Source organism: Pseudovibrio sp. JE062 (assembly GCF_000156235.1).
In the GTDB taxonomy this organism is placed as follows: domain Bacteria; phylum Pseudomonadota; class Alphaproteobacteria; order Rhizobiales; family Stappiaceae; genus Pseudovibrio.
Genome location: NZ_DS996813.1, coordinates 3,159 through 17,295, shown reverse-complemented (window position 1 = coordinate 17,295; position 14,137 = coordinate 3,159). Strand labels below are relative to the sequence as shown.

Annotated in this window: 12 protein-coding genes; 9 read left to right on the top strand and 3 right to left on the bottom strand. The window is 54.1% G+C overall.

Going from position 1 to position 14,137, the window contains the following annotated elements:
- A partial coding sequence (locus tag PJE062_RS20635; RefSeq protein ID WP_037037861.1) for a molybdopterin dinucleotide binding domain-containing protein occupies positions 1-722 on the top strand: 722 nt, incomplete at its 5' end.
- Between the two features lie 227 nt (positions 723-949).
- Complete coding sequence (locus tag PJE062_RS20630) at positions 950-2,203, top strand: hypothetical protein (RefSeq protein ID WP_008551749.1); 1,254 nt, start codon at positions 950-952, stop codon at positions 2,201-2,203.
- A 158-nt stretch (positions 2,204-2,361) separates the two neighbouring features.
- On the opposite strand, the gene purN is transcribed toward PJE062_RS20630, so the two are convergent.
- Entirely contained in the window at positions 2,362-3,015 is a 654-nt protein-coding gene (purN, locus tag PJE062_RS20625; protein WP_008552067.1) for a phosphoribosylglycinamide formyltransferase, read from the bottom strand.
- Positions 3,012-4,097, bottom strand: coding sequence for a phosphoribosylformylglycinamidine cyclo-ligase (purM, locus tag PJE062_RS20620; RefSeq protein ID WP_008551991.1), 1,086 nt, complete (start codon positions 4,095-4,097; stop codon positions 3,012-3,014). The genes purN and purM overlap by 4 nt, the downstream gene beginning before the upstream one ends.
- On the opposite strand from purM, the gene PJE062_RS20615 reads away from it, so the two are divergent.
- From PJE062_RS20615 to PJE062_RS20595, 5 genes are all read left to right on the top strand, one after another.
- Positions 4,096-4,419: a hypothetical protein gene (locus PJE062_RS20615; protein ID WP_037037859.1), complete on the top strand. Its 324-nt coding sequence runs from the start codon at positions 4,096-4,098 to the stop codon at positions 4,417-4,419. The two genes, purM and PJE062_RS20615, sit on opposite strands and share 2 nt — an antisense overlap.
- An 84-nt stretch (positions 4,420-4,503) precedes the next feature.
- Complete coding sequence (locus PJE062_RS20610) at positions 4,504-5,595, top strand: AI-2E family transporter (protein ID WP_008551950.1); 1,092 nt, start codon at positions 4,504-4,506, stop codon at positions 5,593-5,595.
- The gene (locus PJE062_RS20605) at positions 5,592-6,272 is read left to right on the top strand and encodes a DnaA ATPase domain-containing protein (RefSeq protein WP_008551821.1); all 681 of its coding nucleotides are present in this window, start codon (positions 5,592-5,594) and stop codon (positions 6,270-6,272) included. The genes PJE062_RS20610 and PJE062_RS20605 overlap by 4 nt, the downstream gene beginning before the upstream one ends.
- 159 nt (positions 6,273-6,431) lie before the next feature.
- Positions 6,432-8,645 carry an RNA degradosome polyphosphate kinase gene (locus tag PJE062_RS20600; RefSeq protein ID WP_208608752.1) on the top strand — a complete coding sequence of 738 codons (2,214 nt, stop codon included), beginning with the start codon at positions 6,432-6,434 and terminating at the stop codon, positions 8,643-8,645.
- On the top strand, positions 8,623-10,146 hold the full coding sequence (locus PJE062_RS20595) for a Ppx/GppA phosphatase family protein (protein ID WP_037037856.1): 1,524 nt from the start codon (positions 8,623-8,625) through the stop codon (positions 10,144-10,146). Before PJE062_RS20600 ends, PJE062_RS20595 begins: the two co-directional genes overlap by 23 nt.
- Before the next feature lie 102 nt (positions 10,147-10,248).
- Here PJE062_RS20595 and rnd read toward each other — a convergent pair whose 3' ends face one another.
- Positions 10,249-11,466, bottom strand: a complete 1,218-nt coding sequence (gene rnd, locus PJE062_RS20590) for a ribonuclease D (RefSeq protein ID WP_008551784.1) — start codon at positions 11,464-11,466, stop codon at positions 10,249-10,251.
- Between the two features lie 295 nt (positions 11,467-11,761).
- Here rnd and aspS point away from each other — a divergent pair, with 295 nt between their 5' ends.
- The gene (aspS, locus tag PJE062_RS20585) at positions 11,762-13,546 is read left to right on the top strand and encodes an aspartate--tRNA ligase (protein WP_008551974.1); all 1,785 of its coding nucleotides are present in this window, start codon (positions 11,762-11,764) and stop codon (positions 13,544-13,546) included.
- A 155-nt stretch (positions 13,547-13,701) separates the two neighbouring features.
- Positions 13,702-14,137: ABC transporter transmembrane domain-containing protein (locus PJE062_RS20580; protein ID WP_037037854.1), on the top strand; the 436-nt coding region annotated here is incomplete at its 3' end.

The following is a 14,137-nucleotide window of genomic DNA, read 5'->3' as shown; positions in this document are numbered from 1 at the left end:
TGGTCGACGCCCCGGGCGAGGCCAAGCCCAACCTTTATGTGCTGAACGAACTCATCGAACGCCTCGGCGGAGAAGAGCACGAAGCCCACAAGATGACTTCGCGCGAGCACATCGACTGGATGCTGAAAAACTCCAAGTATCCGGGCGGCTTGAGCGAGCTGGAAGAAAAGCGCTGGCTGGATTGTCAGCCAGACTTTGAGGAAGCGCACTACATTAACGGTTTCGGCTATGAAGACGGCAAGTTCCGCTTCAAACCGGACTGGGCCAAAGTGCCTGCACCAAACAACGGCCCAATGGGCCCATGGCAAAACATGCCAGCCCTGCCGGACCACTGGGACGTCAACGAGCTGCCGACACAGGATCATCCACTCCGGCTGGTCACATCGCCGTCACGCTCGTTCCTGAACTCCACGTTCAACCAGACCCCAAGCTCCGTGAAGAAGGAAGGCCGTCCAACAGCTATGCTGCACGCACAAGACGCTGCTGCGCTGGGCGTGGAGGAGGGCGACAAGATCATCCTCTCCAACCACCGTGGTGAGGTTATCCTGCACGCTGCTGTCGGTGATCGTCCGCAAAAGGGCACAGTGGTCGCAGAAGGCATCTGGCCAAATGCGGCACATGAAGGTGGAAACGGCATCAACACGCTCACCAGCGCCGACCAAACCGCCCCCTTCGGCGGCGCCGCCTTCCACGACATCCACATCGCCGTGCGCAAAGCGTAAGACAATTACTCTCGACATATTGGGAGCGGTGATCCCGCTCTTTCAATATGTGGGGGTGATGTTTTCCTCAGTTCACAAATATTGAACGCATATGTGAACGAAAAAGAGCCCGCATAGTATTAAGCGACACTCCAAACCTCATCAGGTGACCTAAGGTATTTTTACTTAAAGGGTTCCGAGTGAGTTTTGTGACTCAGCGTTAGTCTGCTGTAGTGAAGGGTGTTAGTATGAGTGGATTAAGTATTAGTGGTTCAAATAACTTTCATGGCGCTGTCGAAAATCTTGTAAACCGGGCGCGTGTCGAGCATGCGGCCCAGTTAAATGTAGATACGGATGATCTGATCGTTTCTTTTGGTCGCCGGGAAGGGGATCCAAAGACAGGGGAACGGATCTATTCTGTTCAGGTTGATCTGCCACAGCATAAGCGTGGGCTTGGAGACAATCTCAAGTCTGCTGCAAGCGCTCTGTCACACGGTCAGTTTGCCAATGTGAAACAGTCCCTGTCAGATGCGTCGAGAAGTATCGGTCATTTCTTAGGACGAACCCAAAGCTCTCCGGAACAGGCGAAAGACAACTGGGCGCCTTTCATGGAGCTGGCAGAGCAGACGATCGCTCAGACAATTAAGCAGGCGTCCACCAAGGCTGAACCAGTCGTTGACCTCAAAGCAATGATGGCCGGTATTCAGGCCAGCGTTTTTGAAGGTGTTGAGTATAATGAGCAGGATGGTTCTCATCGCAAACTCGCTGACGTCGCCAAAGTTGATATCCGCAGCCTGAAAGCTTTGGATGCTGCTGTCTCCAGCGCTCAGGGGCGCATTCTGGGCTATGCAAGCAGCACCCGAACTGCTGAGGCCTCGGGTCCTGAAGTGCAACAAACGCCGCTTTACGATACTCCACGTGTGCCGGCACAGCCTCTATACGATACCCCGCGTATACCGGCGCAGCCTTTGTATGATACCCCGCGCCCACAACCGCATCACTACGATACTCCGCGGGTCTACGATCATCTGGAGCCAAAGGCGACTGCGGCCCCAACATATGATGAAGTGCACACCGGCACCGTCTTACAGAATGTGGAAGCGAAAAGCTTGGGTGAGAACACGGAAAGCTACTCCGCGCGGCGTACAGTGGAAATCACGAACCGGAACTTCGGAACCAACTTCCAAAGCCTGGATGAGCTGAATAAATTCATGGAAGGGAAGGACGTCTACATCGACGGCTACATGGCTCAACTGCAGACGACAGGAGAGTTCAAAACCTTCGAGTCATATTTCGCTCAGTTCAACAGGCCAGCACCTCAGGCATCCCAGCAGGTAACGCCACCAGCAGAGTCCAATGTCAACTATGCTGATCTGGAAACCGCACCTGACGAAGATGCTATCGAGCAGCCAGGCGTTCAGACCGAGCGCAGCGCAAAGGACCAGTCCAAGATGGTGAAACTCGAAGATTTGGTTCTGCAGGAAGGTGAAGTTCTGATCTGACGTTTTTGACTGCGGTAGCTTGGTACCAACTTCGCTTTGAACGCAGAAAAAACGCAAATCGCGCAAATGAACGCACATAGCAACGCAAACGAAAAAAGGCCGCAGACACAAGCGTCTGCGGCCTTTTGTTTGTCTCTCAAAAAAAGAGCCTTATCCTATTAACAAATAAGGCTTTCTTCCGTTTGCTCTGTGCCGTCAATCTTCACGCGGAAGCCGTCTACGGACGCTTTGCCGCTGGCAACCGCCTCCAGAGCCTTCGGATAGATCTGGTGTTCAACCGCCAGCACACGCGCCGCAAGAGTATCCGGGTTATCCCCGTCCAGAACGGGGACAGCACCTTGTGCGATGATCGGACCCACATCCATTTCAGCGGTGACAAAGTGCACCGTCGCCCCATGAATGCGAACGCCCTCGGTCAATGCCCGCTCATGAGTATGCAGACCCGGAAAGCTTGGTAGCAGAGCAGGGTGGATATTGATCATCCGGCCTTGCCACTGGTTCACGAACCACGGCGTCAACAAACGTAAAAAACCAGCCAGAACAAGCAGCTCTACATTGTGCTGTTCCAACATGGCGTGCAAATCACGCTCAAACGCCTCACGGTCCTTGCCATAAAGCTTGTGATCCAGTGCGAACGTTGCAAAGCCCTCGTCAGCAGCCCGTTCCAGCCCTTTTGCGTCAGGTCGGTTGGAACCAACCACAACGATTTCCGCTGGATAATCAGGGGCTTTTGCTGCCTCAATAAGAGACAGCATGTTGGAACCACGCCCTGAAATCAAAACACCAACGCGTTTCTTAGGCTGCGTGCTCATTTGGCAAAACCCAGCGCGCCGTCAAACACAACCTGCTCAGCCCCGTCCTGCGCGGCTTCCAGCGTTCCGAGGGTCACAACAGTTTCACCTTCACGCTCAAGCACTTCGCGAACAGCATCCGCTTTGTCAGCTGCAACCGCAACCACCATGCCAACACCGCAGTTGAACGTGCGCAGCATCTCAAACTGCTCAATACCACCAGCATCAGCCAGCCAGCCGAAGACAGCAGGGGAGGAAATCGCGGAAAGATCGATCCGCGCAGCAAGCCCGTCTGGCAGGACACGCGGCAGGTTCTCTGGAAGGCCACCACCGGTGATATGTGCCAGAGCTTTGACACCATTGGTTTCTTTAATGGCTGCCAGCAACGGCTTCACATAAATGCGGGTCGGCTCCATCAGCGCTTCGCCAAGGGTTTTGTCCGCATCAAACGGCGCTTTATCAGCCCACGTAAGGCCAGAAACCTCAACGATCTTGCGAACCAGAGAGAAGCCGTTGGAGTGAACACCGGAAGAGGCCAGACCTAGCAGAACGTCACCTTCGCCAATATCCTTGGATGGCAGCAGCGTACCGCGCTCCGCTGCACCAACCGCAAAGCCGGCCAGATCGTAGTCACCCGCCGCATACATGCCCGGCATTTCAGCAGTTTCGCCGCCGATCAGCGCTGCACCAGAGATCTTGCAGCCCTCTGCAATCCCTGCAACAACATCGGTCGCCATGTCCACGTCCAGCGCACCGGTAGCGAAATAGTCAAGGAAGAACAGCGGCTCAGCGCCTTGCACCACAAGGTCGTTCACGCACATGGCAACCAGATCAATCCCCACGCCGCTGTGAACATTGGTGTCGATCGCAATCTTCAGCTTGGTGCCCACGCCATCATTGGCTGCCACAAGAACAGGGTCTTTAAATCCGGCGCCTTTCAGATCAAACAGGCCACCGAAGCCGCCAATATCACTGTCAGCACCCGGACGACGCGTTGCTTTTACCAATGGGCTGATACGCTTGACCAGTGCGTTCCCGGCGTCGATATCGACCCCCGCTTGTGAATAGGTAAGGCCGTTTTTGCCGTTCTGGTCCTGGCTCATGGATACTGCTCCGCATCATCAAGAGTGTGGCGGCGGGGCCGCCTATGTAATTTGGCGGCATAAAAACAAAACTGCAGGGAATTGCAAGGCCGAAACAGGGAGGAATCGCAGCTGGTATCTCAGAAAAACGCAGATCTGTGCAGAACCAGCTAAGCTTTTGCAAATAAATGAAGCTTTGAAAATCTCTTCATTTGAGGGAAAGATTTTCACCCCTATGAAGGTTCCCTCTAAATCACGCTGGCAAAATGGTGGAGTAGCTACTCTGGCAAACCTGATGCTGCGACTTGACGTAATAAGTCTATCGAAACTACAACCAACGTAAATTTTAAAGATGAGTTTGCGAGCAACCGCACCGCCGATGATCCGGCTGGCCGCCGGGCTCCCTGCCTCCACCTGGAGATCGTTTATGAGTGTAAACAAGCAGTTGTTCTTCTGGTTGCTGTCCTTAGCAGCCTTCATTCTGTTTCTGACTGTCTTTCAGGGCATCCTGCTGCCGTTTGTCGCCGGCATGGCACTGGCCTATCTGCTTGATCCGATCGCCGATTATCTGGAAACCCACGGCTTCGGACGCATCTGGGCCACGGTCACCATCCTGCTCATCTTCCTCATCGTTTTCGTCGCAGCCCTGCTGATCCTCCTGCCAATCCTCGGCAAGCAGTTGATCGCGTTTCTGGACTACCTGCCAGAACTGGCCGCGAACCTGGAAACCTTGCTCCGCGAAGGCCTCGGCCCGCAATTGGACCGCCTCGCCAACCTGTCAGGGCAGGGCCAGAAGATCGACTGGGGCGCCTTCGTTGGCCAGGCAGCCAACTTCGTCGGCGGATTGCTCTCCTCCATCTGGAGCGGCGGCCAGGCCCTCATTTCCATCATCGGTCTGGCAGTCGTCACGCCTGTGGTTGCCTTCTACCTGCTGCTCGACTGGGACAACATGATCGAGCGCATCGACAGCTGGCTTCCGCGCGACTACCAGCAGACCATCCGCACCCTCGCGCGCGATATGGATTCCGTGGTTGCTGGCTTCGTGCGCGGACAGGTCCTCATGTGCCTGATCCTCGGAACGTTCTACGCCGTTGGCCTGCTCATCGTTGGTCTGAAGTTCGGTCTGCTGATCGGCCTCACTGCCGGCCTCATCAGCTTCATTCCATATGTGGGCGCGATCGTCGGTTTCGGCCTTTCAATCGGCGTCGCTCTGGTCCAGTTCTGGCCTGATCCATTCATGATCGGTGCTGTACTTGCCGTTTTTGTTGTAGGTCAGTTCCTAGAAGGAAACGTCCTTCAGCCCAAACTTTTGGGCGGAAGTGTCGGTCTTCACCCTGTCTGGCTCATGTTTGCACTGTTCGCTTTTGGTTCTCTGATGGGATTTGTGGGGATGTTGATAGCAATTCCTGCCGCAGCAGTGGTTGGGGTACTAGCAAGATTTGCTCTCAGGCAATATCTTGCTAGTTCGCTTTATGCAGGTCACTACAAAAATACCAATAAGACGGAAGGACTGGAATGACAGGATCGACAGGGCCACAACAATTGCCTTTGGTCTTGCCCCATGAGGAGGCATTGGGGGTTGATGATTATCTGGTTTCAACGTCAAATCAGGCTGCATTCAATCTGGTTACCAACTGGCCGGAATGGCCATCTCCAATCGTAACCCTGCAAGGGCCGATTGGTTCGGGTAAAACACATCTGGTCAACGCCTGGCAGGAGCTCAGCGGCGCACAGATTGTCGGCGGCGATGAACTGGAATACCTCGACCTGACTGCACTGGCAGAAGCCGGTCCAGTTGCGGTGGAAGATCTGCACGCAGGCTTTGATGAAGCCTCTCTGTTTCACCTGTTCAACGCGGTGCGACTGACAGGCGGCAACATGCTGATGACCACCCGCGAGTGGCCTCACACATTTGACCTGAAAACCAAGGACTTGGCATCCCGTTTTCGTGCAGCAACGCCTGTGCAGGTCGAAGAGCCGGATGACATGCTGCTCGCAATGGTCATGACCAAACATTTTTCAGATCGTCAGGTAACTGTTGACTCCAGTGTGATAGATTACCTCGTGATACGAATTGAACGCTCACTAGATGCTGCGCGCAATGTTGTAGACATGCTGGACAGGCACGCACTGGCGACGGGTCGGAAGATTTCTCGCGTTATGGCCTCCAAAATCTTGGAGAGTATGGGCGAGTAGCCAATTGGCTTTATTTTCCCGTCAAAAATGTGTGGTCTAAATGACCAGAATCATACAATTGCCAGCGCAATCGCCAGATAATCTTAGGCGAGGTGCGCCGATACTGGCGAACCCGGTCCACGGGCTGCGGAGGTACACGGAATGAATGAGTTTACGGAAATGAACGCTTTGGAAGACGAGACCACCGACACCGCAGATTATGAGGTGAACACAGGGCTGGCTCTGATGCAAAAGCCGGAGCGCTTTGTAAACCGTGAGCTCTCGTGGCTGCAGTTCAACCGCCGCGTTCTGGAAGAATCCATGAACCCGAGCCATCCGCTTCTGGAGCGGCTCCGGTTTCTGTCCATCTCGGCCAACAACCTTGATGAGTTTTTCATGGTGCGTGTGGCTGGTCTGCGCGGCCAGCAACGGGCAGACGTGACAACCATCTCTGATGACGGCCTGACGCCGCCAGAGCAGCTGGAAAAGATCTCTGTAGAAGTCAGCAAACTGCAAAGTGAGCAGCAGGCACGCTTCCGCCAGTTGCGTTCTGAGCTGGCTGATGAAGGCATCTTCATTGTAGAAGCCCAGAACATGAGCCAGGCTGAGACGGATTGGCTGGAAGAGTACTTCCTCCAGCACATTTTCCCGGTTCTCACACCGCTGGCCATTGATCCGGCGCATCCATTCCCGTTCATCCCAAATCTGGGCTTCTCGCTGATCCTTGATCTGCGCCCGGTGGATGGTGGGGCAGGCATGACAGCGCTGCTGCGTATGCCAAGCCAGATTGGCCGCTTCGTTGTTCTGCCAACGCCGCGTGATGCAGGGCCAAAAGCCACCCGTTTCATCCCGATTGAAACCATCATCTCGCTGTTCATCGGCAAACTCTTCCCGGGCTATGAAGTCTGCGGCAAAGGCGCGTTCCGCGTGCTGCGTGACTCAGACTTGGAAATTGAGGAAGAAGCGGAAGATCTCGTACGCGTTTTTGAAACCGCACTGAAGCGCCGCCGCCGCGGGTCTGTGATCCGACTGGAGATTGAGGAAAGCACACCGGAAAGCCTGCGTGCCTTCGTTGCCAATGAGCTGGAGGTGACCGAAGAGGAAACGTTCCTTGCCAACGGTCTTTTGGCGCTGAACGACTTGTCTCAGGCAGTGAACGTCAAGCGTGACGACCTCAAGTTCCCACCATACAGCCCACGTTATCCGGAACGTATTCGTGAGCATGGTGGCGATTGCTTTGCTGCGATCCAGCAAAAAGACATTCTGATCCATCACCCTTACGAGAGCTTCGACGTTGTCGTCCAGTTCCTCCGTCAGGCGGCGCAGGATCCGGATGTTGTGGCGATCAAGCAAACGCTGTACCGCACGTCCAACAACTCGCCAATTGTGAAGGCATTGGCCGAAGCGGCGGAAGCCGGTAAGTCTGTGACTGCGCTGGTTGAACTCAAGGCACGCTTTGATGAAGAAGCCAACATCCGTTGGGCACGAGACTTGGAACGTGCAGGCGTTCAGGTGGTCTTCGGCTTCCTGGAGCTGAAAACCCACGCAAAAGTCTCCATGGTCGTGCGCCGCGAGCAGGGCGGTTTGAAAACCTATTGCCACTTCGGCACAGGCAACTACCACCCAATCACCGCGCGCATTTACACCGACCTGTCTTACTTCACAGCTGAGCCAGCCATGGCCCGTGATGCAGCCAAGGTGTTCAACTACATCACCGGATATGCTGAGCCGGGCGAACTGGAGCGTCTCGCCGTCTCTCCAATGAGCCTGCGCGCCCGCATCATTCAGCACACGGAAGAAGAGATCGCTCACACCAAAGCGGGCCGTCCGGGCCAGATCTGGATGAAGATGAACTCGCTGGTTGATCCGGGCGTCATTGATGCTCTGTACCGAGCCAGTCAGGCCGGGGTGCAGATCGATCTGGTCGTGCGCGGCATTTGCTGCCTGCGTGCAGGCGTGCCGGGCCTGTCTGACAACATCCGTGCAAAATCAATTGTGGGAAGATTTCTGGAGCACAGCCGTATCTTCTGCTTTGGCAATGGTCACGGGTTGCCCTCAGATGAAGCACATGTCTATATCTCCTCAGCGGATATGATGCCGCGCAATCTGGATCGCCGGGTTGAGACACTTGTGCCTGTTAAAACGCCAACAGTTCACAAGCAGATTCTCGATCAGATCATGGTTGCGAACTTAGAAGATAATCAACAAAGCTGGCGTCTGCTTCCAGACGGTAGTCATGAGCGCATTGTTGCAGAACCAGACGAAGATCCGTTCAACGCACACAAGTTCTTCATGACGAACCCATCTCTGTCTGGTCGTGGTAGCTCGCTACAGGGTGATAGCCCGAAACTTTTTGTAGAACGGCCAAATAGTGACAGATATCTCGACGAGTGATGAGCCTCGAGGACGATTTACAGAACCCGGACCAATAGCAATCATTGATATTGGTTCCAACTCTGTCCGTCTTGTAATTTATGAAAGACTGGCGCGTAACCCGACAGCGTTGTTCAATGAAAAAATCCTTGCAGGACTGGGGCGCGGTGTAGGTGCCACAGGCCGCTTGGGAGAAGAAAATGTAGCCACTGCACTGCGTGCATTGGTGCGGTTCCGTCGTGTCTGCGATCATGTCGGTGTCATCAAACTGCACATACTGGCAACTGCAGCTGCTCGTGAAGCCGAGAACGGTGCTGACTTCATCGCAAAAGTAGAAAACATCTGCCGTGCCAAGGTGCAGATCCTGTCTGGCCGTGACGAAGCATTCTACTCTGCCATGGGCGTTTACTCTGGCTTTTGGCGCGCAGATGGTCTTGTCGGCGATCTGGGCGGCGGATCTCTGGAACTGGTCGATATCAGTGCCCATGGCATTGGTGATGGCCGCACGTTCCCGCTTGGCGGTATTCGCCTGCAGGAGTCTTCTGAAAAAGACCTTGCGCTCGCCAATGAAATCGCCCGCGAAGAGCTGGAAAAAGCCGATTGGCTTGGCAAGGCTAAAGACCGCAACTTCTATGCAATTGGCGGTACTTGGCGTTCACTGGGGCGCTTGCACCTGTACCAACAGGGCTATCCGCTACATGTGATGCATGACTACACCGTGCCTGCAGAAGTTATGATTGACTTCTGTGAGCAGCTCATGCGCGATGACCTGAGCAATGAGCCAAGCATTCAAGTGATCTCCAAGGCGCGCCGTGCACTTCTGCCATACGGCGCAACTGTGATGCGTCAGACACTGCTGCACTGTCAGGCCGATCAGGTCGTCTTCTCTGCACTCGGCGTACGTGAAGGCTATCTCTATGATCAGCTTGATGAAGAAGGCAAGAAGCAGGATCCTCTGATCACCGCAGCGCACGAGCTCGGTGTTCTGCGGGCCCGTGATCCATCCTATTCAGCCGAAGTGGTTGAGTGGAGTGAGCAAGCCATGCGTGTTGCTGGTGTTGATGAGAGTGAGGGCGAACGCCGCCTGCGCATATCAGCGTGTCAGCTCACAGATATCGGCTGGCGGGCACACCCGGACTATCGTGGTCAGCAGTCACTGAACATTATTTCCAACGGCGGCTTTGTCGGCATCGATCATGCGGGCAGGGCCTATCTGGCACTCACCGTATTCTATCGCTACGAAGGCCTGATGGATGATGCTCTGTCTCCTGCAATCCGCAGCCTGAGCAACCCACGCCTGATGAAGCTGGCGCGCATTCTTGGCGCGACTTTACGTGTGGCCGCTTTGATCAGCGCTTCCATGAAAGGCGTGCTGCTTAAGAGCAAGCTGTCTCTGGTCAATGGCAAGCTCGTCCTGGCACTGCCGGCAGAACTTGCAGACATGCAGGGCGACCGTCTGACCAAACGCCTGAACCAGCTCGGAAGAGTGATGGATCTGGAAGCTGAAGTCAGAGTGCTCTGAGCGATCCAGCATAGATACGAATAAGAAAGCCCCGACAAATCTTGCCGGGGCTTTTCTTATTTATCAGTAGCTTATACTGAAAGGTGGATTCAAAATCTCAGATCAGGATTTTGCTTTTCCGTTACGGCTACCACGACGGCGGGAGCTGTTTTCAACGCGCTCAACGGGTTCGCCTTGCTCGCAGATGACAACCTGACGACCATTAAAGGCAAGGCCAATCTCACCCTTCTTCAGGCGAAGGGCGTCTTCACCAAAGAGTTCTCTGCGCCAACCGGAAAGGGCCTGTACATCTGCTTCATCATGGGAAGCAATCTTGTCCAGATCATCCACGGTCGCAATCACTTTTGGCGCAACACCAAAGCTCTCGCTCTTCATCTTCAAAAGCACTTTGAGCAGATCAACGGCTGCAGATGCCCCATCCGGAGAAGGGCGGCCCTTTGGAACTTCAGGCAGATCCTCTTCAGCAATGGCCATAGCCCGCTTCACAGCATTGAGGATCTCTTCTGCATGGCGAGAGCGCTCAAAGCCGCGTGGAATAGTGCGCAGATGACCAAGGGCTTCTGACGTTTGAGGCTTTTGCGTAGAAACCTCAAAAATTGCATCGTCCTTGATGACGCGGTTGCGCGGAATATCGCGCTTTTGCGCTTCCTGCTCACGCCAGAAGGCCAACTCTTTCAACACAGCAAGGTCACGCGGCTTGCGAACACGCAGTTTCATGCGCTGCCACGCCTTTGCCGGATCACTGCGATAAGTGTCGATGGAAGACAGAGTTGCCATCTCATCTTCAACCCAATGGCTGCGACCTTTCTGTTCCAGTTGCTTTTTCAGGAACAGATAAACTTCGCGCAGGTGGGTCACGTCAGCCAAAGCGTAAGCAAGCTGCTTGTTGGTCAAAGGACGGCGGGACCAGTCGGTAAATCGGGAGGATTTATCGATCCGCTCACCCGTCACTTTGGACACCAGCTGGTCGTAGGAAACGGAATCTCCGAAGCCACAAACCATGGCGGCAACCTGGCTGTCGAACAAAGGTGAGGGCACAAAACCGCCCAGATGGTAGATTATTTCAATATCTTGCCGTGCTGCATGGAACACCTTCACGATGTCCGTATTGCGCATCAATGCAAAAAAAGGTTCAAGATCCAGATCTTCAGCCAGCGCATCAACCAACACAGCGTGATCTGGATTGGCGATTTGGATCACGCAGAGTTTTGGCCAGAAGGTGGTTTCCCGCAAAAACTCGGTATCAACTGTTACGAAATCTGAATTAGCAAGCTTGGCACACGCTTGCGCAAGCTCTTCTGTAGTTGTGATCATCTTCATGGTGACAAAGTCTATAGCGCAAGCGAAGGTGCTTGTCCCTATCTAACTTTCTCGTTTTCTCATCAAGTGGTTGTAAATGTCGATTTTTGCTCTCTGGCGACCAAAGGGTCGCAGTCAAAGCCTCGCGAAAACCACGTAGGTAGAGGAAACTCGGGAAATGTCCGCAAGAAACAGCGCCAAAGTCACTCACTTACTTGACTTTAGATGCTGACATGTCTTTTCCAGCCGGATGACTTTTGAATGGGTCAACCAGTTTCTGAATTTTATGATTCACTTGAATACCACTGAGGACGCTATGCATCGTTATCGAAGCCATACATGCGGAGAGCTGCGGGCAAACAATGTAGGTGAAACCACTCGCCTTTCTGGCTGGGTACACCGTGTACGCGATCACGGCGGCCTGCTGTTCATCGACCTGCGTGACCACTACGGCATTACGCAGTGTGTTGTTGATCCGGACTCCGCAGCCTTCAAACTGGCTGAAACTGTCCGCTCCGAATGGTGCATTCGCATCGATGGTGACGTGAAGAAACGTTCTGACGAAACCATCAACGAAAACCTCGGCACCGGGGAAATCGAAATCTTTATCCGCGATATGGAAGTTCTCGGCGACTCTCAGGAGCTGCCTCTGCCAGTCTTCGGCGAACTGGAATATCCGGAAGACATCCGCCTGAAATACCGCTTCCTGGACCTGCGCCGCGACACCCTGCACGCAAACCTGATGAAGCGCACAAAGATCATCAACTCCATGCGTAAACGCATGAATGATGCGGAATTTAACGAGTTCCAGACACCAATCCTGACCGCGTCTTCCCCTGAAGGTGCACGCGACTTCCTGGTGCCATCTCGTATTCACCCAGGCAAGTTCTACGCACTGCCACAGGCACCACAGCAGTTCAAACAGCTGCTTATGATGTCTGGCTTCGATAAATACTTCCAGATCGCACCATGCTTCCGCGACGAAGATCCACGCGCTGACCGCCTTCCAGGTGAGTTCTACCAGCTCGACGTGGAAATGAGTTTTGTTACTCAGGAAGACGTGCTGCAGACCATGGAACCAGTGATCCGCGGCGTGTTTGAAGAGTTCTCTGAAGGTAAGCCAGTTACCAAAGAATTCCCACGCATTCCTTACGCTGAAGCGATCCGTAAGTACGGCTCAGACAAGCCTGACTTGCGCAACCCGATCGAAATGCAGGAAGTAACCGAACACTTTGCTGGCTCCGGCTTCAAAGTCTTCGCACGCATGATCGAGAGCGATCCAAAGGTTCAGGTCTGGGCAATCCCAGCTCCTAAGGGCGGCTCCCGCGCATTCTGTGACCGCATGAACTCATGGGCGCAGAGCGAAGGCCAGCCAGGCCTCGGCTACATCTTCTTCCGTAAAGAAGAAGACACAATCGCAGGCGCAGGCCCAATTGCGAAAAACATTGGCGCAGAGCGCACCGAAGCTGTCCGCACACAGCTTGGCCTTGACGAAGGCGATGCAGTATTCTTCGCAGCTGGTGATCCTAAGAAGTTTGCTGACTTTGCTGGTAAAGCCCGTACCCGCGCTGCTGAAGAGCTGAACCTGATCGACGAAGATCAGTTCGCACTTTGCTGGATCGTGGATTTCCCAATGTACGAATGGGACGAAGAAAACAAGAAAGTTGACTTCTGCCACAACCCATTCTCCATGCCAGAAGGCGGAATGGACGGCCTTACCAACGTTGAGCCGCTTGAACTGAACGCCTACCAGTACGACGTCGTCTGTAACGGTTACGAAATCGGCTCCGGCGCGATCCGTAACCACCAGGTCGAAGTCATGAAGAAAGCCTTCGAAATTGCTGGTTACGACGAAAGCCTGCTCGAAGAGAAATTCGGCGGCATGTACCGCGCGTTCCAATACGGCGCTCCTCCACACGGTGGTATGGCGGCTGGTGTTGACCGAATCGTTATGCTGTTGGTCGGCGCAAAGAATCTGCGTGAAGTAACCCTGTTCCCAATGAACCAGCAGGCACAGGACCTGATGATGGGTGCTCCAAGTGATGTGTTCCCAGCTCAGCTGCGCGATCTTCACATCCGCCTGAACCTGCCGGAAGCATAAGAGCCGCTGGCAGAAAAGCAGGTATGGCGAAGCTCGTCATAATGTTATAAATCTCATGAAAGGGCGGTCGTAGATCTACGGTCGCCTTTTCATCTTCTACCGGTAGCAAGTTAAGCAGCCATACTTAATTTCGCTGGAAAAGCTGAGGGTTTTAGGTGTTCGACGCCATAAGCAAAAAGCTGTTCGCGGACGATGAAGGCGCTCCCAGCCTCATCCGCCGCCTTCTCCGTGAAAACTTCGGGCAATACAAGTTTCAATACATGATCGCATTCGCCTTCATGCTGGTAGCCGCCGCCGCAGGTGCAGGCAGCGCAGCTATCATGAAGAATGTGATCAATCAGGTCTTCATCGATCGTAACATCACAATGGTCTACATGATCTCTGGTGCGGTGATGACCATCTTTCTCACCAAAGGTCTGGCAACCTACGGACAAACAGTCGTTCTGAGTAAGATCGGGAACTCCATCGTTGCCAAACTCCAGCGAGATATGTTCGAGAAGGTAACACGCCTAGGTGTCAAATACTTCGACCACACCACTTTCGGCGATCTGGCAACCCGCTTCAGCCATAACACCGGCGCTGCACGTGGCG

What these genes read in the sequence shown, in the direction of transcription:
- PJE062_RS20630 (WP_008551749.1), top strand. Translation starts at nt 950, where the DNA reads ATGAGTGGATTAAGTATTAGTGGTTCAAATAACTTTCATGGCGCTGTC.
- purN (WP_008552067.1), bottom strand. Translation starts at nt 3,015, where the DNA reads ATGAGCACGCAGCCTAAGAAACGCGTTGGTGTTTTGATTTCAGGGCGT.
- PJE062_RS20615 (WP_037037859.1), top strand. Translation starts at nt 4,096, where the DNA reads ATGGATACTGCTCCGCATCATCAAGAGTGTGGCGGCGGGGCCGCCTAT.
- purM (WP_008551991.1), bottom strand. Translation starts at nt 4,097, where the DNA reads ATGAGCCAGGACCAGAACGGCAAAAACGGCCTTACCTATTCACAAGCG.
- PJE062_RS20610 (WP_008551950.1), top strand. Translation starts at nt 4,504, where the DNA reads ATGAGTGTAAACAAGCAGTTGTTCTTCTGGTTGCTGTCCTTAGCAGCC.
- PJE062_RS20605 (WP_008551821.1), top strand. Translation starts at nt 5,592, where the DNA reads ATGACAGGATCGACAGGGCCACAACAATTGCCTTTGGTCTTGCCCCAT.
- PJE062_RS20600 (WP_208608752.1), top strand. Translation starts at nt 6,432, where the DNA reads ATGAACGCTTTGGAAGACGAGACCACCGACACCGCAGATTATGAGGTG.
- rnd (WP_008551784.1), bottom strand. Translation starts at nt 11,466, where the DNA reads ATGAAGATGATCACAACTACAGAAGAGCTTGCGCAAGCGTGTGCCAAG.
- aspS (WP_008551974.1), top strand. Translation starts at nt 11,762, where the DNA reads ATGCATCGTTATCGAAGCCATACATGCGGAGAGCTGCGGGCAAACAAT.